Source organism: Streptomyces sp. NPDC059852 (assembly GCF_042731455.1).
GTDB lineage: Bacteria > Actinomycetota > Actinomycetes > Streptomycetales > Streptomycetaceae > Streptomyces.
Map to the genome: position 1 here is coordinate 76,168 of NZ_JBHWJK010000021.1, position 19,509 is coordinate 95,676.

Annotated in this window: 14 protein-coding genes, 2 tRNA genes and 2 pseudogenes; 9 read left to right on the top strand and 9 right to left on the bottom strand. The window is 71.3% G+C overall.

The window, feature by feature from the left end:
* Positions 1-348 precede the first annotated feature (348 nt).
* The 3 genes from ACFV46_RS24940 to ACFV46_RS24950 all read left to right on the top strand — a co-directional run bounded on the left by ACFV46_RS24940 (position 349) and on the right by ACFV46_RS24950 (position 3,455).
* Positions 349-675 (top strand): hypothetical protein, encoded by a 327-nt coding sequence (locus ACFV46_RS24940; protein ID WP_151784846.1) that lies wholly within the window; start codon positions 349-351, stop codon positions 673-675.
* A 365-nt stretch (positions 676-1,040) separates the two neighbouring features.
* A complete protein-coding gene (locus tag ACFV46_RS24945) occupies positions 1,041-1,601 on the top strand; it encodes a SigE family RNA polymerase sigma factor (protein WP_361928369.1) in 561 nt (186 codons plus the stop codon).
* Between the two features lie 210 nt (positions 1,602-1,811).
* On the top strand, positions 1,812-3,455 hold the full coding sequence (locus ACFV46_RS24950) for a long-chain fatty acid--CoA ligase (RefSeq protein WP_361928689.1): 1,644 nt from the start codon (positions 1,812-1,814) through the stop codon (positions 3,453-3,455).
* 231 nt (positions 3,456-3,686) lie between these two features.
* Here the strand turns inward: ACFV46_RS24950 and ACFV46_RS24955 are convergent, their stop codons facing one another.
* Together ACFV46_RS24955 and ACFV46_RS24960 are read right to left on the bottom strand one after the other, a co-directional pair.
* The gene (locus ACFV46_RS24955) at positions 3,687-7,835 is read right to left on the bottom strand and encodes a PAS domain-containing protein (protein ID WP_385499751.1); all 4,149 of its coding nucleotides are present in this window, start codon (positions 7,833-7,835) and stop codon (positions 3,687-3,689) included.
* A 282-nt stretch (positions 7,836-8,117) separates the two neighbouring features.
* Positions 8,118-8,582: an SSI family serine proteinase inhibitor gene (locus ACFV46_RS24960; RefSeq protein ID WP_361928375.1), complete on the bottom strand. Its 465-nt coding sequence runs from the start codon at positions 8,580-8,582 to the stop codon at positions 8,118-8,120.
* A 166-nt stretch (positions 8,583-8,748) separates the two neighbouring features.
* On the opposite strand from ACFV46_RS24960, the gene ACFV46_RS24965 reads away from it, so the two are divergent.
* Together ACFV46_RS24965 and ACFV46_RS24970 are read left to right on the top strand one after the other, a co-directional pair.
* Positions 8,749-8,839: transfer RNA gene (locus tag ACFV46_RS24965), tRNA-Ser, on the top strand.
* A 207-nt stretch (positions 8,840-9,046) separates the two neighbouring features.
* Positions 9,047-9,119 (top strand) — tRNA-Arg (locus ACFV46_RS24970).
* A 239-nt stretch (positions 9,120-9,358) separates the two neighbouring features.
* Here the strand turns inward: ACFV46_RS24970 and ACFV46_RS24975 are convergent.
* The 4 genes and pseudogenes from ACFV46_RS24975 to ACFV46_RS24990 form a co-directional block, all read right to left on the bottom strand.
* Positions 9,359-10,228: pseudogene (locus ACFV46_RS24975) on the bottom strand (site-specific integrase); the annotation flags it as partial.
* 173 nt (positions 10,229-10,401) lie between these two features.
* Positions 10,402-11,247 (bottom strand): annotated as a pseudogene (locus ACFV46_RS24980) (DNA primase); the annotation flags it as partial.
* Between the two features lie 575 nt (positions 11,248-11,822).
* Positions 11,823-12,914: a macro domain-containing protein gene (locus ACFV46_RS24985; protein ID WP_385499752.1), complete on the bottom strand. Its 1,092-nt coding sequence runs from the start codon at positions 12,912-12,914 to the stop codon at positions 11,823-11,825.
* Between the two features lie 11 nt (positions 12,915-12,925).
* Entirely contained in the window at positions 12,926-13,573 is a 648-nt protein-coding gene (locus ACFV46_RS24990; protein WP_385499754.1) for a DUF4433 domain-containing protein, read from the bottom strand.
* A gap of 483 nt (positions 13,574-14,056) precedes the next feature.
* Between ACFV46_RS24990 and ACFV46_RS24995 the strand changes: the two genes are divergently transcribed.
* Positions 14,057-14,725: a Type 1 glutamine amidotransferase-like domain-containing protein gene (locus ACFV46_RS24995; RefSeq protein WP_361928426.1), complete on the top strand. Its 669-nt coding sequence runs from the start codon at positions 14,057-14,059 to the stop codon at positions 14,723-14,725.
* A 16-nt stretch (positions 14,726-14,741) separates the two neighbouring features.
* Here ACFV46_RS24995 and ACFV46_RS25000 read toward each other — a convergent pair whose 3' ends face one another.
* Positions 14,742-15,944, bottom strand: coding sequence for an MFS transporter (locus ACFV46_RS25000; RefSeq protein WP_385499755.1), 1,203 nt, complete (start codon positions 15,942-15,944; stop codon positions 14,742-14,744).
* 92 nt (positions 15,945-16,036) lie between these two features.
* Between ACFV46_RS25000 and ACFV46_RS25005 the strand changes: the two genes are divergently transcribed.
* A complete protein-coding gene (locus ACFV46_RS25005; RefSeq protein ID WP_385499756.1) occupies positions 16,037-16,798 on the top strand; it encodes a DeoR/GlpR family DNA-binding transcription regulator in 762 nt (253 codons plus the stop codon).
* Between the two features lie 32 nt (positions 16,799-16,830).
* Here the strand turns inward: ACFV46_RS25005 and ACFV46_RS25010 are convergent, their stop codons facing one another.
* Complete coding sequence (locus ACFV46_RS25010; protein ID WP_385499758.1) at positions 16,831-17,337, bottom strand: hypothetical protein; 507 nt, start codon at positions 17,335-17,337, stop codon at positions 16,831-16,833.
* Positions 17,338-17,435: 98 nt separating this feature from the next.
* Positions 17,436-17,918: a MarR family transcriptional regulator gene (locus tag ACFV46_RS25015; protein WP_361928437.1), complete on the bottom strand. Its 483-nt coding sequence runs from the start codon at positions 17,916-17,918 to the stop codon at positions 17,436-17,438.
* A 139-nt stretch (positions 17,919-18,057) separates the two neighbouring features.
* Between ACFV46_RS25015 and ACFV46_RS25020 the strand changes: the two genes are divergently transcribed.
* Both ACFV46_RS25020 and ACFV46_RS25025 read left to right on the top strand, forming a co-directional pair.
* Positions 18,058-18,438 carry an HGxxPAAW family protein gene (locus ACFV46_RS25020; RefSeq protein ID WP_361928440.1) on the top strand — a complete coding sequence of 127 codons (381 nt, stop codon included), beginning with the start codon at positions 18,058-18,060 and terminating at the stop codon, positions 18,436-18,438.
* Positions 18,439-18,497: 59 nt separating this feature from the next.
* On the top strand, positions 18,498-19,376 hold the full coding sequence (locus ACFV46_RS25025; protein WP_385499760.1) for a DUF2797 domain-containing protein: 879 nt from the start codon (positions 18,498-18,500) through the stop codon (positions 19,374-19,376).
* Positions 19,377-19,509: the final 133 nt, after the last annotated feature.

The following is a 19,509-nucleotide window of genomic DNA, read 5'->3' on the forward strand; positions in this document are numbered from 1 at the left end:
AAAGGAAGAGGGGGCGGTGTGTGCCGGCCGGGGACACGCCGGTCGGCGCGAGTGGTCCGAGCGCCTGATGGAACCTTTCGTCCCTTGTGGAGCTTGAGGCGGGACTGTCCATGACTGTCCCGACTGCGCGGTAAGTGTGGTGAAAGGGGTTTATCGACTTGTCATCACGCTTGAGGGCGAATAGGGCTGTCCGGGGTGGTTCGCGGGGGTCCCGCTGGGCAACTCTGATCTCGCGACGTCGTGCAGGACTCCGGGGCGGTCGGCCAACTACCCGGAGAGAAGCAGTACTTCACGCACCACCACTGCGTCCGGCGGGGAGCCTGGACGCACCTGTTCTGGAGGAACAACATGGCAAGCATCCGTACCGCCCGCGTCGTCGCAGCCGTCACCGCACTCCCGCTCGCCGCCGCCCTGTTCGCCGGGGTGGCCAGCGCGGACAACGGCGCATTCGCGGACGACGGATCCAGCGCGGCCGTCTCGACCGCCGTCCAGGGCCTCCTGGGCAGCGGGGTCGGCGGCGACAACTTCGGCACCTCGTCGACCACCCAGCAGCAGGCGACCGGGTCCGGGGCCTCGAACCAGAGCAACACGGCCCAGGTCAACGGCTCCGCGTTCACCTCGGTCAACCAGGGCAACGACAACACGTCCGTCACCTTCACCCCGCTCTGGTGGTGAGCTGAGAGGGCCGGTGCCCCGGTGCTCAGGCACCGGCCCTCTCTGTCCGTGGGTGTGTCTGTGGGGTTTCACATGGCTGCGCGGCGGTGCTCCGGTACCGCCGCGCAGGCGTGTCCGCACCCGTGGCGCACCGCAGCGCCCTTGGCAGTCCCTCGTGTCCGATGGGCAGTCGGAAACCGTCGAGTCCGGCCAAGGCCCGGAGCATTCCCGGCGGGGTGTTCATAAGGGACATCCCTCAGTGGGAGGGCGGGCGTTCGTCCACCTTCAGGAGGTGGAGCAGGCCCCACCCCTACAACCTGAGGCGGACGCGGCTTCGGCACCTGCGGCCGATCCGCCGGAGCGGGGTCCGCTCATAGCGTGGAGCCATGACCCCACCCGTCTGCACCAGCGCCTCCGACGCCGCGACGCGGTCCCTGCCGAACGCGACGTACCCCTCCTTCTCGTCGTACGTACGCGCCCGGCAGCCGGTGCTGCTGCGCACGGCCCGCTCGCTCACCGCGAACCCGAGCGACGCCGAGGACCTGCTGCAGACGGCGCTGACCAAGACGTACGTGGCCTGGGAGCGCATCGAGGACCACCGCGCGCTCGACGGCTATGTGCGCCGGGCCCTGCTGAACACGCGCACCTCGCAGTGGCGCAAGCGCAAGGTCGACGAGTTCGCCTGCGACGAGCTGCCCGAGCCGGAGCCGCTGCCCGGCCACACCGACGACCCGGCGGAACGCCAGGCGCTGCGCGACGCCATGTGGCGCGCGATCATGCGCCTCCCGGCGCGGCAGCGGGCGATGGTCGTCCTGCGGTACTACGAGGACCTCAGCGAGGTCCAGACGGCCGAGGTGCTCGGCGTCTCGGTCGGCACGGTGAAGTCGGCGGTGTCGCGGGCGCTCGGCAAGCTGCGTGAGGACCCGGAGCTGGTGCCGGTCCGGTGACCGCCACGAGGGGCCGCGCCGGTGGGACTCCTCCCTCCCGCCCGTAGCCGCGGAGCGTCACCCCCGTAGCCGCAGAGTCCCGTGAACGCAACGTGACATGATCGATCACCCGGGCCTAGTGACATACCGCGCGGTATGCGCGCAGAATCTCCGCAACCCTTACCACCGCGTAGGCAATGTCGCCCCCGGGAGGACGCCGTGCTGAGCACCATGCAGGACGTACCGCTGCTGATCTCGAGGATCCTGGCCCACGGGTCGACGATCCACGGCACATCGCAGGTCATCACCTGGACAGGCGAGGCCGAACCGCACCGCCGCTCCTTCGCCGAGGTCGGAGCCCGCGCCGCCCAGCTGGCGCACGCCCTGCGCGACGAACTGGGCGTGACCGACGACGAGCGGGTCGCGACCCTCATGTGGAACAACGCCGAGCACGTCGAGGCGTACTTCGCGATCCCCTCCATGGGCGCGGTCCTGCACACCCTGAACCTGCGGCTGCCGGCCGAGCAGCTGGCCTGGATCGTCGACCACGCGGCCGACCGGGTGGTCATCGCCAACGGTTCGCTCCTCCCCCTGCTCGCCCCGCTGCTGCCGCACCTGAAGACGGTGAAGCACGTCGTGGTGTCGGGCCCCGGTGACCGGTCCGCCCTCGCGGACGCCTCCGTCCAGGTGCACGACTACGAGGAGCTGATCGCCGGCAGGCCGACGGCGTACGAGTGGCCCGCGCTGGAGGAGACCCAGGCCGCCGCCATGTGCTACACCTCCGGCACCACGGGCGACCCCAAGGGCGTCGTCTACTCGCACCGCTCGATCTACCTGCACTCCATGCAGGTGAACATGACCCAGTCGATGGGGCTGACCGACCAGGACACCTCGCTCGTCGTGGTCCCCCAGTTCCACGTCAACGCCTGGGGCCTGCCGCACGCCACCTTCATGACCGGCGTCAACATGCTGATGCCCGACCGCTTCCTGCAGCCCGCCCCCCTCGCCGAGATGATCGAGCTGGTGAAGCCGACGCACGCGGCGGCCGTGCCCACCATCTGGCAGGGCCTGCTCGCCGAGCTGACGGCCAAGCCCCGGGACGTCTCCTCCCTGACCCAGGTCACCATCGGCGGCTCCGCCTGCCCGCCCTCGCTCATGGAGGCGTTCGACCGGCTGGGCATGCGGGTCTGCCACGCCTGGGGCATGACGGAGACCTCGCCGCTCGGCACGGTCGCCCGGCCGCCGGCCCACGCCGTCGGCACCGACGAGGAGTTCGCCTACCGGCTCACCCAGGGCCGCTTCCCGGCGGGTGTCGAGGCGCGGCTCACCGGCCCCGGCGGCGAGCGCCTTCCCTGGGACGGCGAGTCGGCGGGCGAGCTGGAGGTGCGCGGCCCGTGGATCGCGGGCGCCTACTACAACGGCCCGGACGCCGAGCCGCTGCGCCCCGCCGACAAGTTCAGCGAGGACGGCTGGCTGAAGACCGGGGACGTCGGCACGATCTCCCCCGACGGCTTCCTCACCCTCACCGACCGCGCCAAGGACGTCATCAAGTCCGGCGGCGAGTGGATCTCCTCGGTGGACCTGGAGAACGCGCTGATGTCCCACCCGGACGTCGCCGAGGCGGCCGTGGTCGCCGTTCCGGACGACAAGTGGGGCGAGCGGCCGCTCGCCACGGTCGTCCTCAAGGAGGGGGCCACCGCCGACTTCACGACCCTGCGGGCCTTCCTCGCCGAGGAGGGGCGGATCGCCAAGTGGCAGCTGCCGGAGCGGTGGACGGTGATCGAGGCGGTGCCGAAGACGAGCGTGGGCAAGTTCGACAAGAAGGTGCTGCGCAGGCAGTACGCGGAGGGTGGGCTGGACGTCACCCGGCTCTGACGGGGGCCTTTTGGGCGGGGGACTGTCGTCGGTCGGCTGCGGGTACGCCGTGGCCGGTCGCGCAGTTCCCCGCGCCCCTTTGGGCGGGGGACTGTCGTCGGTCGGGTGCGGGTTCGCCGTGGCCGGTCGCGCAGTTCCCCGCGCCCCTTTGGGGGTGTGCTGTCGTCGGTCGGGTGCGGGTTCGCCGTGGCCGGTCGCGCAGTTCCCCGCGCCCCTTCCTGGGGCGCCGGGTCAGTTCGTTCCGATTCTCGACAGCAGGTCCACGATGCGGCTCTGGACCTCGGGGCTCGTGGAACGCTCCGCCAGGAACAGGACCGTCTCGCCCGAGGCCAGACTCGGCAGGTCGGCCTGGTCGACGGCGGCCGTGTAGACGACCAGCGGCGTGCGGTTGAGCTGCCCGTTGGCGCGCAGCCAGTCCACGATCCCGGCCCGGCGCCGATGCACCTGCAGCAGGTCCATCACGACCAGGTTCGGCCGGAAGTCCCCGGCCAGCGCCACCGCGTCGGCGTCGCTCGCCGCACGGGCCACCTGCATGCCCCGCCGTTCCAGCGTCGCCGTCAGCGCCAGCGCGATCTCCGCGTGCTCCTCGATCAGCAGCACCCGCGGCGGATGCTGCTCGCTGTCCCGGGGTGCCAGCGCCTTGAGCAGGACGGCGGGGTCGGCGCCGTACGCGGCCTCCCGCGACGCCTGCCCGAGTCCCGCGGTCACCATCACCGGCACGGACGCGGCGACCGCCGCCTGCCGCAGCGACTGGAGCGCGGTCCGGGTGATCGGGCCGGTCAGCGGGTCGACGAACAGCGCGGCCGGGAACGCCGCGATCTGCGCGTCCACCTCCTCGCGCGAGTGCACCACCACCGGCCGGTAACCGCGGTCGCTCAGCGCCTGCTGGGTCGTCACGTCCGGCGCGGGCCAGACCAGCAGCCGCCGCGGGTTGTCCAGCGGCTCAGGGGGCAGCTCGTCGTCCATGGGCTGCGGGCGCGGCGGATCGGCGACCTCGACGGCCCCGCCCGGCCCGTCCAGCGGCTCGGGCCCCTCGGCGGCGTTCTCGTCCGGGGCGCCTATGGCGTACGACCGGCCGGCCGCCTCCGCCACCGGCGCGAGCCGGTTCTGCCCCGCTCCCGACGGCGGGGAGGGCTGCGGCTGGGGCGCGGCGGGCGCCGCCTGCTCGGCGGTCGGCGGATGCGGGCGCGCGGGCTGCTCGGCCGCGCCGGCACGCGCGGCGGGGTCGGGCGGCGTGCCCAGTTTGCGGCGCCTTCCGCCGTTCGTCTGGTGCGGCGGGGGCGTGGCCGGCGAGGGCTGCTGCACCTGCGCCGCCTGCCGGGTGAACGGCACGCCCTGCCCCAGCGTGCGCACGCTGATCGCGCGCCCCTGGGTGGAGTTGGGGTCGACGGGGGCGCCGGGCGCCTCGGCGGGCAACGGCTGCGCGGCCCGCTGCACCCGCCCGGCCACCGCCTCCGGCGGCAAGGGGGTCCCGGGCGCGGGAGTGCCCTGCGGCACCTGCGGCTGGACGGGCTGGACAGCGCCCCGCGGTGGTACGGCGCCGCCCCCGGCGGTGCCGTCGGCGGCGGCCCACTGCTGCGGGACCGGGGCGGGGACGCCCTGCGCCGGGACGCCCTGCGCGGGGGTGCCGTGCGCCGGGGTGCCCTGGCCCGTCGGCGCCTCGGCCGGGAGCGGACCGCCGGGAATGGCGGCGGGCGGCACGGGCTGGGCCGGAGCCGCCTGCGCGGCCGGGGCCGTGACGGGAGCGGGCGCGGGAGCGGCGGCCGGGACGGGCTGTGTCTGCGGCACGCCTTGCTGTGCCGGCACGGGTGCGGCCACGGGCACCCCCGGTGCCGCCTCCTCCGGCGGGCGCGCCACGGCACGGCGGCGCCGTCCGGTCGGCGCGGTCGTGGGGTGCGGCTGCGGCGGGGTGTGGTCCTCGGCCGGGTCGTGCGCGACGGCGTGCCCCTCGTCCGGAACGGCCTCCGGTACGGCGGCCTGCGCGGCGGCGACGGGGGCGGCACCGGTGCCGGGCGCGCGGTCCGCGTCGGCCGGGGGCAGCGCGAACACCTGGCGGGGGCCCGCCTCCTGGGCCTGTGCGGCGGCGGCCCGTTCGGCCGCGGCGGCCAGCGCACGCCGGCGCCGTCCGGTCGGCTGCGGGGCGTCACCGGCCGCGGAGGCGTCCTGCGCCGCGGGCTGCTGGGCGGCGTCACCGGCCGCCGGAAGCGCGGCGGCGGGCGCGGGCGCCAGGGCCGGTTGCTGTCCGCCGTCGCGCCGGGCGCGGCGTCCGCCGGACGCGGGCACACCCTGTGGCGGCACGGTCCCGCCCAGGTTGTTCCCGGCTGCGGCGGTGCCCGCGGACTGCTCGCCGGCCATGACGACGGCGCCCTCGGAGACGGCGTCCGCGCCGGCCTCGGCCGGGCGTCCACGGCGCCGCCCGGTGCCGCCGGAGACCTCCGGGGCGTTCTCCGCGGAGGCGGAGGCGGAGGCGGAGGCGGAGGCGGCGACCGGGGCCTGGGGGAGCGCGGGCGCGGCGGCCCGCCTGCGCCGCCGTCCGGTCGGCGCGGCACCCTCCTCCGCACCGGCGGCTGCCTCGGCCTCGGGGGCCTCGCTCTCCAGGAAGGCGTCGACGGAGGAGCGCCGGGCCCGGCGCCGGCCCCCGCCACCGGTCTGCCCGGCGTCGTCGGAGCCGGCCGGTTCCTCGGCCGGGACCTCCGCCGGAGCGGCGGGAACGGCTCCCGCGCCGCCTCCGATGGGCACTTCGAGGACGAACGCGCTGCCGCTCATCCCCGGCACCTCGTGCGTCTGCAGGACACCGCCGTGCGCGCGGACGATCCCCCGCACGATCGGCTCGTGCACCGGGTCTCCCCCGGTGTACGGCCCGCGCACCTCGATGCGGACGACCTCGCCGCGCTGCGCCGCCGCGACGACGACCGTGTTGTCCAGGTAACCGCCCGCCGACACCGGTGAGTTGCCGGTGGCGTCCACCCCGGCGACGTCCGCGACGAGGTGCGCGAGCGCGGTCGCCAGGCGCTGCGGGTCGACCTCGGCCTCGATGGGCGGGGCGTGCACGGCGAACTGCACGCGGCCAGGACCGATCAGCTCGACGGCGCCGTCGACGCCCGCCGCGACGACCGCGTCGAGCATCACCTTCGTGCGCTGTATCCGGTCGGCCCCGGCGTCGAGCCGCTGGTAGCCGAGGACGTTGTCGATGAGGGTGGTGATCCGCGAGTAGCCCGCCGACAGGTGGTGCAGCACCTGGTTGGCCTCGGGCCACAACTGCCCCGCGTCGTCCGCCGCCAGGGCCGCCAGCTCGCGGCGCAGCTCGTCCAGCGGGCCGCGCAGGGAGCCCCCGAGCAGCGTCAGCAGCTGCTCGTGCCGCATGGCCAGCGCCTCGTGCCGGTCCTTCTCGCGCTCACCGAGGGCGGCGTACCGCTCCTCACCGGCGGCGAGTTCCTCCGCGTGCCGCTCCTCGAGCTCCTCGATCTCGGCGACGTGCTTCTGGCGCAGCGCGGTCAGCTCGGAGGCGTGCTCCTCGGCGAGGCGCTCCAGCTCCTCCTCGTGCTGCCGCCGCGCGGCCTCCTTCTCCTCGGCGAGGGCGTCGTAGGCTCGCCGGTCGGTGAAGGTCATCACGGCACCGACGAGCTGGTCGCCGTCGCGCACGGGGGCCGTCGTCAGGTCGACGGAGACCTGGTCGCCGCTCTTGGACCACAGCACCTGCCCGCGCACCCGGTGCTTGCGCCCGGAGCGCAGGGTGTCGGCGAGCGGGGACTCCTGGTACGGGAAGGGGGAGCCGTCGGCGCGGGAGTGCGCCACGAGGGTGTGCAGCTCGCGGCCGCCGAGGTCGCTGGCCCGGTACCCGAGGATCTGTGCGGCGGCCGGGTTGACGAGGACGATCCGCCCGTCGGTGTCGGTGCCGACGACGCCCTCGGAGGCGGCCCGCAGGATCATCTCCGTCTGCCGCTGCGAACGTGCCAGCTCGGCCTCGGTGTCGACGGTGCCGGTCAGGTCCCGGACGACGAGCATCAGCAGCTCGTCGCCGCTGTAGCCGTGGCCGTCGTAGGCCTGCTGGCCGTTCTCCAGATTCGCGGACGTGACCTCGACCGGGAACTCGGTGCCGTCGGTGCGGCGGGCCGTCATCCGGGTCGGCTTGGTCCGGCCCTGCGGGTCCATGTGGTCCGGCCGGCGCATCGAGCCGGGGATCAGCTTGGAGTCGAACTGGGGCAGGAGGTCGAGCAGCCCGCGCCCCACCAGCGCGGTGCCCGGCGCCTCGAAGGCCTCCAGGGCGATGGTGTTCGCGTTGACGACGGTCCCATTGGCGTTGACCAGCACCAACGCATCGGGAAGCGCGTCGAGTATGGCTGCGAGGCGAGCAGCGCCTCGGGATGGCCTGCTGCTCACGAGACGCTTCCTCCCTGTTACCGCACCTAGCCGACCGCTCCGGCCATCTTGCCAATCGGTCCGCAGCGTGTCACGCGAGGGAGTCTAAGGGCTGGGGTTGCGCTCGCGACGCCGGATGAGAGCGAGGTCGCACCAGGCGGTGACGTAGAACGTATGACCGCCCGCCGCTGCGTCCCTCCGGCCTGCGCCCCTTGTCCCACGGGGCTTCGCGACACCTTCGCGGGACCTTTACGGACCCGGTGCCTCCGGTATGCCGAAGCCGTGCGTCGACGTACGGCCGCCCTACGTCCCCAGCCCGTGCGCCCGCACGTCCGGCAGGAGCGGCACGAACCGGTTCCACCGGGCGATCGCGCAGCCGTCGCCCCGGTCGAACCGGGCGTCGACCGGACGCCCGGCCCACGTCCCGGTGACATGCGCGGTCGCCGGTCCGCCGTACTGCATCGTGCACAGGCCGCCGGGCGCGTCGGGGGCGAAGAGGTCCCGGCCCCACCGGGTCCCGCCGTCGAGCGCGGCGCAGGCGCCGGCCGGGTCCGGGTGATCGCCGCCGGCCGGGTGGCACGTCAGCTCGTGGGTGCCGTCGCCGGCGCCGGTGCCGGTGACCGTGACGGTGAGGTGATCGCCGGAGCGGGTGAGGGCCGGACTGTGTGCCTGAGCGGCGGCGGGGACGACGGTCCCGGAGACGACGGCGACGAGGGAGCCGGCCGTGAGGAGCAGCCGGGCGGAGACGGAACGGTTCACCTGCGACATGCCCTGCCTAACGCCGCGCCGGGCCGGACGTTGCGCGCGCAGCACGCCGGGAAGAGCTTTGCCCTGCGGGCTCTCCGCCTAGTACCGTGGAGGTCGATTGGTGACAGCACGCTCGACTGTGTCATCATCTGCACGCACCGAACGCGCTCGCGCGGGCGGTTGTGCTGGAGGCGTCGCCTAGTCCGGTCTATGGCGCCGCACTGCTAATGCGGTTTGGGCCTTAAAGCCCATCGAGGGTTCAAATCCCTCCGCCTCCGCCCTCCGACAGGGAGCCCGGCTGATCTCAGCCAGGCTCCCTGTCCGCGTTCGGGGCCCCATGCCCCCGCAGAACCCGCCTCAGCGTATTTCCGCAGGTCACAAGGGGTGCGGCAAACGGATTTCACATGGCGGCGGCAGTCATGTAATGTTCTTCCTGTCGCCGCGAGCGGGCCGGAAGGGCCGGGAGCGGCGAAAAAACAGAACAAGCACTCGTAGCTTAACGGATAGAGCATCTGACTACGGATCAGAAGGTTGCAGGTTCGAATCCTGCCGAGTGCACACAGGTGAGAGGCCCCGCCGGTTCGCCCGGCGGGGCCTTTGACATCACCGGTGACATCAACGCCTACGTCGGCCGCAGTGATGACGTCATCAATGCGTCCGGCTACAAGATTCGTCTTGAGCTCGTCGCCCAGCGCGTCGTCCATCCGGTCGGCGGCAGCCTTGAGAGTCGTGCTCATGACGTGCGCGTAGGTGTCGAGCGTCATCGTGATCGCGTTGTGCCCGAGCGTTTCGATGATCGTGCGAGGGTCCACCCCTTGTGCGAGCAGGAGCGAGGCGCAGGTGTGCCGAAGGCCGTGCACGCGCACGCGACGCACGCCGGCGTCCCGGCACAGGATGGTCAGCATCCGGTTGAGGCTGCGCGGGTCCGTCACGCGACCGGTCGTCGTGGTGAAGATCAGTCCGTCCGGCTGTCCGGGTGCGGGTTGCCACTTCTTCCCTGCCACCGTGGCTCCCGGGCCTGTTGGGCCCGGTGCTGGGGTGAGCGCCTGAATACAGCGCTTCGGGAGGGACACCGTGCGAATGGAGCGCATGGTCTTGGGGCTGCCGAAGATCAATTCACGCCGGATGCGCTGGACGTTCCGGCGGACACGGAGATGACCGTTCGTGAAGTCGACGTCCGCCCGCATGAGGGCGAGCGCCTCGCCACGTCGCAGGCCGGTCGACATGAGCAACAGCCACAGGGCGTATTGCGGGCCGGTGAGGAACGGGGCGGGGACGGGCACGGACGGCTCTAGGCAGCCGATGAGCCACGCGATGGCCAGGGCCTCGGTCTTGGCGTCGGCGAAGTTGCACAGCCGCATCAGCAGGTCGATGCCCCTGCCGTTGGTGTCCTTGGCGGGCAGGGGGAGTTCCCCGGTGAGCTGGGTGCGCCGCCAGCAGACCTCTGCGGGGTCGGGGATGCGGGTGTCCCAGCCGGTGGGCTGGATGCGCACGGACCGGCCGTCGTCGCGGCCAACGAGCCAGGTGGCCCCGTCGAATCCGGTGGCCACTCGGATGTGGGTGGGCTGTACCTGCTCGGTGGGGGCGAGTGCCTCGATCAAGTCCAACGCCTCCTTGAGGGCGGTTCCGTTGAAGACGCCGACCCCGTCGCGGAAGAGGCCGACCATGCGTTCCTGGCGGTGGCTGCCGGTGGTGTCCTGGGAGCGGATCGGGCGGGCCACGGGGTGGCCTGCGCAGCGCGTACACGGTCCCGTCCACGGTGCGGAAGTACCGGAAGTGCGCCTGTGCGTAGTAGGTGATGACCTGCCGGGCGGGTTCTTCTCGTCGTCGGACACGGCCACAGTCCCAACGTGGTGCGGGCGTTGGTCCACGCGTCCGTGCAATGCCGGGGAGTCTCGCCCTTGGCTTGCGCGGCAGTGAACAGCCGGTTGACGTGGGTCTCGGTGAGACAGCCGCACCGCCCGTGCCGGGACAGCACGGCGAGGAACGTGCGGTACACGGTGGCGTGGACGGCGCTGCGGGCCTCGCTGATGCGCTGCTCGGCCATGGTGATCCCGCGCTTCAGGTAGGCGGGCGTGCGGTGCCTGCACTCGCCCCATGGCTCCTCAGAGGCGCTGTGAGGCTCTGTGGCGTCCTATGAGCCGTGGACGGGTCCTTTTAACTGCCAGCGCGCGCACAGAGTCCGGGAGAGCGGCTGCGGAGCCAGTGCCGGGTCCGAGCCAACGCGCATGTGCCATAAGGGACTCGATGTCGACGCCGGGCCATACGGCGTTCGGTGACGGCATGGTGCCCCGGTAGATCCAGTGCTCGCCCCGGGGGGGGGCACGGTCCGGGTCGCGGGCAGAGTGGCGCGGGCCCAGTCGACGGCCGCGGCGTCGTCCAGGTCGACCACGGTCACGCCGGCACCGCCGGGGTGGTAGGCGACGGCGGCAGCCCGGCGCCACGCCGTGGCCCACTCCGGGGAGGTGAGGACGGTCGGGTCGGTGGTGGCGGCCACCCAGCCGTGGCACGGGTACGGGCAAGAGCAAGGACCCGTGGCTTTCATGTTCGACCGGCCGCCGCATACGTTCCCGGCGCACGCGGCGCAGTTCCCGAACGGTGCCTTCCCCGCCCGCAGGGGCAGGGGCGGGACGCCGTGGGCGGCCAGCATGAGCGCAGTGTCCAGCAGAGCTGCGACGGCAGTCATGCGGCCGCCCCCAGAACAGGGGCGTGGGCGGCGAGGAACGCGCGGCCGATCCATTCGGTGTAGGCGGGCGGGAGCGCCTCGCGCAGCCTGAGGTGGTCGGTGGACCAGTCGATCCGCTTCGCGTCGCGGATGCCCCTTGGGGTGTGAATGACGTGCGATGGGTGACCCCATCGGCTGCTTACATTCGCTTCCTTGCCTCCGGGCTTCTGACGGACGGCGCTTGGGATGCCGATGCGGTCGCCTTTTACGTCGCCGCTTATCCCGGGGCGTCCGACCACTGGTCGGAAGATGCCATCGCGGCCTTGTTGCGTTAAGGGGGAGACGGCGCCACGCGCTGAACACCCGCCGAGGCCACTTGCTGCGGCGGGTGCTTGAGGGGGAGGTCGCGAACGGTGGTCCCCGGGTTTCTGGCTGACTTGCCCAACGTTCAATGCGTCCGGCTGATCACGAGTTGATCGACGGGACTAGGTGCCGCGCCGGGTAGGTGATCTATGGGACAACGGTATTGGCTGAGCAGACGCCAGGTCCGGACTATCGTTTCCACTCTGCCGCTTACTGCGGGGTGGCTGAGGAACCTACATAGGCAAAGCGTCCAGATGCTTTGATTGCAGGCGTTGCCAGGCCACCGCAATATGGCGGTCGGTGAAAATCTCTGCCTTGCGACGACTCCACTTCTGGAGCGTTGCGATTACGTCACTCTGAGATGCGCCTGGGCCAAGTTCACGCATTACCCAATGCGTTGTGCAGAGTAGCTCAAGCCCATACGGAGAGGCGAAACCATCGATCAACTCGAGGACTCTATTAATAGAGTCCTTGAGATCTGTGTCGCGATTCTCCGCAATCCAAGACTCCGCTAGAGCTTCTGCCCCTGAAGTAAGCTTTATTGGGTGGAAGTCGAGGACGCGTTGAGTCCGATCTCCGTATCCCCGAACCAAATGACCTTCCATGCACTGCAGTTGATGGTTCAGGTTTTCTGCGTAAGGCCCATATCGAGCCTTCTGGTAGCTGAGGCGCATTGGCGTACCTACGGCCTGAAGTAGATACATCAGTTTTTGCAGTTCGAGTAGCGAAGCTCCGTCAGACGCTTCGACCCGCTCTGATTTTGATTGCTCCACATAGCCGCTCAACAGGGAGACAACGGCCGCCCTGCCCCGTGTCATATTTGGCGCCGTTGTATGAACAGGCATCGAGCTAGGTGCCGGCGCGCCCGTGGGAGGGAAGAGTAGAACTTTGACTGAAGGCAAGGACTCAAAAGCTGCGTAAATCATCGGACGCACATTGTCCCAGTCGAGTCCACCGTTTCCGCACCCCAATGCAGGGACTGCGATGGATTCAATCTTGTGCTTCTCGATTACCTCAACCAAAGCGTCGAGTCCCGCTTGAATGTCTTCAATGCGGGACTTTCCTCGCCAGTGGCGTTTGGTCGGGAAGTTGAGGATGTACCGTCGGGGGCCAAGGTGATGCGCGTCATGAACGAAGATCTCACCGATCTTCACTTCGCCTCGGTCGCAGGCTGCCTTGTACTGCTTGAAGTTCTCGGGGAATGCCTGCTTGATCTGCAGGGCGATTCCCTTTCCCATCACGCCAACAGTATTAACGGTGTTGACGATGGCTTCCACGTCTGCCTCAAGCAAGTTTCCTTGCGATTCCTGGATCACCGTCTTCACCCCTCCACTCCCTAGTAGTACCACTGAGGATACACCATCGTCGGAATCGAAGTGTTGTATTCGGCGAGAATATCGCGCACTTCGGTTGCTCGACGTTCGTTACGGGTAACGATCGATCCTACGAGCTGCACCGGGAAGAATTGGTGCACGAGATATTCGGCTTGGCGTCGACTTGCTCGGTTTGGGTCGTCCGGTATGTCATGCCACCACTTCTCTTTCATCAACGGCCAGTCGATCAGCTTCTCGCAAAGTTCGGGATCGTCGGCGTGGAAATCTACGAAGGTTGCTCCGGCGTTGCCCTCGCTGAATACGGCTGGGAGTCCGGCATTTCGCACCGTTGTCAGGCTTGATGTCAAATAGATGACCGGCTCCTGTCCCTCGCGATATGTAGGAACGTTGCCGCTGTGGATCGAGAGGAGCATGGGTGAGCGGTATCCGAAATAAAAGGGAACGTAGTCTGCTGGGGTGCCACCGGGCCCACAGTTGACGACAGTTGAACGGCGGCGCTGCTTGATGCTTGGCATGCCGATTTCGGTGTCGGTGAGATTATTAAGAGCAGCAGCGTTGTCGCTGAATAGTCCGCCTCGCTCTAGGATGCCACGCAAATTGCGAATGTGAGTGATATGGTAAATTGGCCTATTTGGTACCGGGTTCTGCACTGCTGCGGCTCCTTTGGCCAACTGATCGCCATGGATACGGCAGTAGTCTACTACCGATCGTGCGCGAACAGTCACAATGTGCGATCGGATGCCTAGAGCTTGGAGCGGATCATAGGGCCGTAGGCCCCTTGTGGGCAGTGGTCGTGCGACGGAATGTGCCCGCGCAGCCTGACATCATCGGTCGACATCAACAGGGGCGTACGTTCGCGGACGGTGGCAGCCAGTAGCGCCAGCGCTCAGGCCCTGGGGGGCCTGCAACTTGTGGAGTCCGCCTTGCAAGGCACCCGCCTACGGATCAGAAGGTTGCAGGTTCGAATCCTGCCGAGTGCACACAGGTGAGAGGCCCCGGAGAGATCCGGGGCCTCTTGCATTTCGTGGGCGTACAGCACCGAAGTACGGCAACCACGTCAGCCGGTACCGCCCCTCGCGTCCGACGGCTCGCGTTCGTTGCACCGGTCCGGGGTGGCGTGTTTGGGTCGGGTGATGAAGTGTCTGTTGACGGCCGGCGGGCTGCGGAACGAGTCGTTGCGGGAAGCCCTGCGGGACATGCTGGGCAAGCCGTTCGGGGAGGCGAACGTCGTGTACGTGCCCACGGCGTCGGTCGCCGAGAGCGGGGATCACGGATGGCTCCTCGCCGACATGAACCGGGTGCACGCCCTCGGCTGGCGGGAGTTCGACGTCCTGGAGCTGAACGGTCTGCCTCCGGGGACGGTGCTCGACCGGCTGCGCCGCGCCGACGTCGTGTACGTCAGCGGCGGGAATCACTACCACCTCGCGCGCAGCATCACCCGTAACGGGCTGGCCGACGGCTTTCTGGAGGCGCTGGAGAGCAGGGTCTACGTCGGGCTCAGCGCCGGGTCGATGATCTTCAGCCGGCATCTCGACGAGCACTCGGCCGACGTCATCGGGGACGCCCGGGATCTGCGGGTGCTCGGGGCGACCACCCTGGAGCCGCCGTTCGGGCTCTTCGACTGGTACCTCAAGCCCCACCTGTACTCACCGGACTTCCCCGAGCGGGACGACGCCTGGGCCGACCGCATCGTCGCGCGGGCGGACTTCCCGATCTACTTCCTCGACGACGACACGGCCGTCCGCGTCCGGGACGGCGAGGTGGACGTCGTCTCCGAGGGACGGTGGCGGTTCCACCCGTGACCGGGCGGGTGGGTGGTCAGCGGCCGGTGCCCGCCATCTCGGAGCGGGGGGCGTGGGCGGACCCCGTCCGCAGGACCCCGGCGCCCACGGCCGTCGTCACGCACAGCAGCGTCAGCAGGACGAACGTGTGGTTGAGGGCCACGAGGTGGGTCAGCCAGCCGATGACGGCGGGCCCGGCCAGCATGCCGACGTAGCCGAGCCCGGCGACACGGGAGACGTTCGCGCCGGCCGCCGCCGGGTCGGCGTGCCCGGCCGCGCTGAACAGTTGCGGGACACACCCGGACAGGCCCAGGCCGAACAGGGCCCAGCCCGTGAACGCGGCCCACAGCCAGGGGCCGAAGGCCACGAGCGTGATGCCGACGCCCGCCACGGCCGCGCCGTACCGCAGGACCGCCAGGGAGCCGAACCGGGCGGCGAGCCGGTCGGCCAGCAGCCGGCCGGTGGTCATGGCCGCCGCGAACGTGCCGTAGCCGAAGGCGGCCGTACTGGCGGACGCCCCGAGGACGTCCTTCAGGTGCAGGGCGCTCCAGTCGTTGGCGGCGCCCTCGCACAGCATGACCATCAGCGCCAGGACGGCGAGGAGCCAGACGCGCCCCGCCGTGCCGCGGCGTGCGGAGGCCGGTGACGACTGCTCCGTGGCGGTCTCCCCGGCGGCGGCGTGAGCGGCCGGCATGAGGGAGCGCGCCGAGGCCACGGCGATCACGATGCCCACCGCTCCGACACCGGCCAGCGTCACGACCGGTCCGGCACCGGCGGCGGTCGCCCCCGCCGCCACGAGCGCGGCGAGCACCCCGCCGACGGAGAACGTGGCGTGGAAGCCCGACATCACGGGCCGGCCGTACGCCTTCTCCACGTGCACGGCGTGGGCGTTCATGCTCACGTCCAGGCCGCCGTTGCAGAAGCCGAAGACCAGCAGGGCGCCGGCCAGCGTCCATGGGTCGCGGGCGAGAGCGGGCAGCACCAGGGCCGCGCCGCACAGCACGCCGGTGGCGGGGACGACGACGCGTGCGCCGAGGCGGTCGGTCAGGGGGCCGGCCACCTGCATCCCGGCGAAGGCGCCGAGGCCGAGCAGCACCAGCAGGCCGCCCAGCGTCGCGTGGCTGACGCCCACCCGCTCCTCGACGGCGGGGATGTGCACCACCCAGGCGCCCATCAGCGTGCCGCAGAGGACGAAGTAGACATAGGTCGCCACACGGGCGCCGAAGAGCGAGCGTTCCATGGCTCGCCACCGTAACGAACAAGCGGTGTGTTTGAAAGGGTTCCTATCGAACGTCTTGCGTGTGCGTTTTCGCGTGGTGTTCAATCCCCCGTATGAGCAACGCAGACCGGCACGGGCTGATCGCGAAGGCCGTCAGGGACTCCGGCGGTGCCACGGTCCAGGAGCTCGCCGAGCTGACCGGCGCCTCGGAGATGACCATCCGGCGCGACCTCGACACCCTGGCCGCACAAGGTGTCCTCGAACGGGTCCGCGGCGGCGCCCGCACCCTGCTCCTCCGCGGCGAGGAGCCGCCGTTCGCGCTGCGCGCCCACGAGGCGGTCGACGCCAAGCGCCGGATCGCCTCCGAGGTCTGCGCACTCGTCGCCGACGGCGAGAGCGTCGTACTGGACAGCGGCACCACCTGCCTGGAGGTCGCCCGGCTGCTGCGCGAGCGGCCCGTCACCGTGATGCCCCTGTCCCTCCAGGCCATCCAGCTGTTCGGCGAGGCGCCCGGCCCCGCCACGCTGGTGGTGCCCGGTGGGCAGCCCCGCGCCGCCGAGGGGGCGCTCACCGGCCCGCTCACCCTCGCCTCCCTGGCGGCCCTGCGCTTCGACACCGCCGTCATCGGCTGCTGCGGTCTGAGCGCGGCCGACGGCCTGACCGCCTACGACCTCGACGACGCGGCGGTGAAGAAGGCGGCCATCGCCTCCGCCCGCAGGGTCGTCGTCGCCTCGGACGGCGGCAAGCTCGGCCACACCGCCTACGCGTACGTGGGCCCCTCCGCCGGCCTGCACACCCTCGTGACCGACGGCACCGCCCCCGCCGGCGAGGTGGCCGCGCTCGAGAGTGCCGGCACGGTCGTCAGGACCGTCTGACCGGGCCGGGGTGCGCGGCGCCCTCCGCTCCGTCAGGCGTACTTCCAGCGCCAGGCGTTCGCGCTGTAGACGCATCGGATCCGGGCGCCGCTCGCCGTCGTCGTGGTGGCGCCGTGGTCGCTGTTGCGGCAGAACTGGCCCGCCGAGTAGCAGTTGCCCGAGTTGGAGACGATCGAGCAGGTGCCGGTGCTGTCCCCGCCTGCGCCGCCACCGCTGCCGTCCTCCGTGCCGGCCGCCGCCACAGTGGCCGTCTTCGTGACCGTGACCGTGGGAGCGGGCTTGGCCTTGGCCTTGACCGTCTCGGTGACCGTCGGGCCGGGCTCGGGCGTGGTCGTCACGGTCGCCGTGACGGTCGGCCCCGCCTTCACCTTCGTCTGGACGGGTTGCTGTTCGTCGCCGCTGCCCGGAGTGGCGACCAGGAGGCCCGCCAGGAACAGGCCCGAGCCGCCGAGCCAGACGCGCTTGCGTCGGCGCAGGGGGCGGGTGTCCGGCGGGCGCGGCGCGGGTGGCGGCGGCGGTGCGGTATACGGGTTGGCCATGTCGTCCCCCCAGAGCGATACGGATGGGGCGACGGTAAGGCTCCGCGAGCCGGGGTGTGAAGAGAAGGTGAACGGTGTGACTGTCCTGTGACGGGCGCTCAGGTCTCGTCCCGCTCCCGGAGCTCGTCGATGTACGTCTGCGCGAGCCCGGTGGCGCGGGTGAACCAGTCCGTGAGGACGGCGATCTCGTCCGCCGAGTAGGAGGCGAACAGCTCGATGAGGCGGACGTAGTAGGGGCCGTACAGTTCCTCGACCCGGGTCAGCGCGTCGGGGACGGCGGCCACCCGGACGCGGCGCCGGTCGCCTGGGTCCGGGCGGCGGGTGACGAAGCCCGCGCGCTCCAGGCGGTTGAGGATGCCGGTCATCGCGCCGGTCGTGACGTGCACCTGCTCCGCGAGGGCCCCCGCGCCGAGCAGGTCGTCGCCCGCCTTCACCACGAAGCCGAAGCACAGCAGGTCGGTGATGTTCAGCCCGAGCCGCTGGGCCATCTCCTGCTGCCCGAGCAGATGGGCGGCGATGAGCGAGTCCATCGCCTCCAGAGCCTGGGCGGGGCTGGCGGTGGGGCGTGGCGTGGCTGACATCTTCCCTTTTACCTTAGCTCGTGAGAGATTTAGTCCATGAAATTCTCGCGTCGTAAGGGATTCGGGGTCCCTTCGACGCGCCGGGTTCCGCTGCCCTCGGACGGAGTGGGAGTGGAGGAGAGCAGGAGGAGCGGGCGGCATGAGCCAGTATGACGAGGGGCACACGCTTGCCGGATGGATCGGGGTCGCCGTCGCGACCGTCGGATGTTCGGTGCTGGGCGCGGGGATCTGCGTCACGTCGGCCCCGCTGATCGTGGCCGGGTCCGCCGTCACGGTGGCGAGCGTCCTGGTGACCTGGATCCTCCATCTGACCGGCTGGGGCAAGCCCTCGGGGATCCGCCCGCGCGACCAGTGGGGGATGCGGGTGCGGGACCTCGGCGCGCTCGAAGGGCACCCCGACTGCTGGGGATGCCGGCTGGCCGGGCGCGGACGGCGTACGGCCGCGTCGCCGGCGCAGGCGCCGGTGGGCTCCCCGGCGGCCGGGGAACGGGAGCCCGTCGCCGTCGGCGCCGACCGGTAGGACCCGGGGGCCCCTCGGCCCGGCCGCGTTGTCAGTGCCGCCCCCTACTCTCGTCGGTGATGGCACAGGCATGGAGATGCTCGGGTCTGCGCTGGTCGGCCCACGGGCCCGAGCTGGTCTGGGACGGCGGTCGGCGGTCGGCGCTGACCTGGGGGAAACGGGTGGCCTTCGCGGTCGCGGAAGGGGGAGTGCGGACATGTGTGGGAGCCCGCCGGCATCCCTGTCCGACGCGCGCGGCGGTGCCGGGGCGGGGCACGGGGGCGCGGTGCGAGGAGTGCGCGCGGCTGGACCGGGCGCACTCGGTGGCCGCGGACACCCTGGCGGACGACCCTCGGCCGTACCACGTGTATCTGGCCTGGTTCGGTCCCGGCATGACCAAGGTCGGCATCACCGCCGTCGAGCGGGGCTCGGCGCGGCTGCTGGAGCAGGGGGCGGTCTGCTTCAGCTGGCTGGGCGCCGGCCCGTTGATGGCGGCCCGGCGCACGGAGGAGCTGCTGCGGGCGGCCCTGGGCGTGCCGGACCGCATCCCGTACGCCGCCAAGCGGGCCGTGCGCTCGGCGCTGTCTCCGTCGGCGGCCGGGCGGGCGGCCGAGGTGGCGGAGCTGCACGCCCGGGCGCTGGCGCTCGACGGCTGGCCCGAGTCGCTGGCCCCCGCGCCGTGCCGGACCGTCGATCACGCGGAGGTGTTCGGGCTCGCCGGGCTGCCACCGGCGGCAGGCGTGGTGGGTGAACTCGTCGCGGGCGGGGCGGTGAGCGGGGAGCTGGTGGCGGCCGCGGGTCCGGACCTGCATCTGCGGACGGGCCGCGGGGTGGTGGTCGTCGACACACGGCTGATGACGGGGTGGGAGCTGGTGGCCGCGGGCGCGGACGCCGAACTGTCCGTGCCGGTGGTGGAGTTCGGGGCGGGCGAGGGGAGCGTGCAGGACGGGCTGTTCTGACGGGCGGGGGCCGACCCCCTGGGCCACCGGCACACGGCCCGGTCGCGGGTCGCGCCCAGGGGCCGCCCGGGAGGAACCTGTGTGTTTCTCAGATGATTCACAGGTGGGGGAAAGGGTCTTCTCAGGGGCTGTC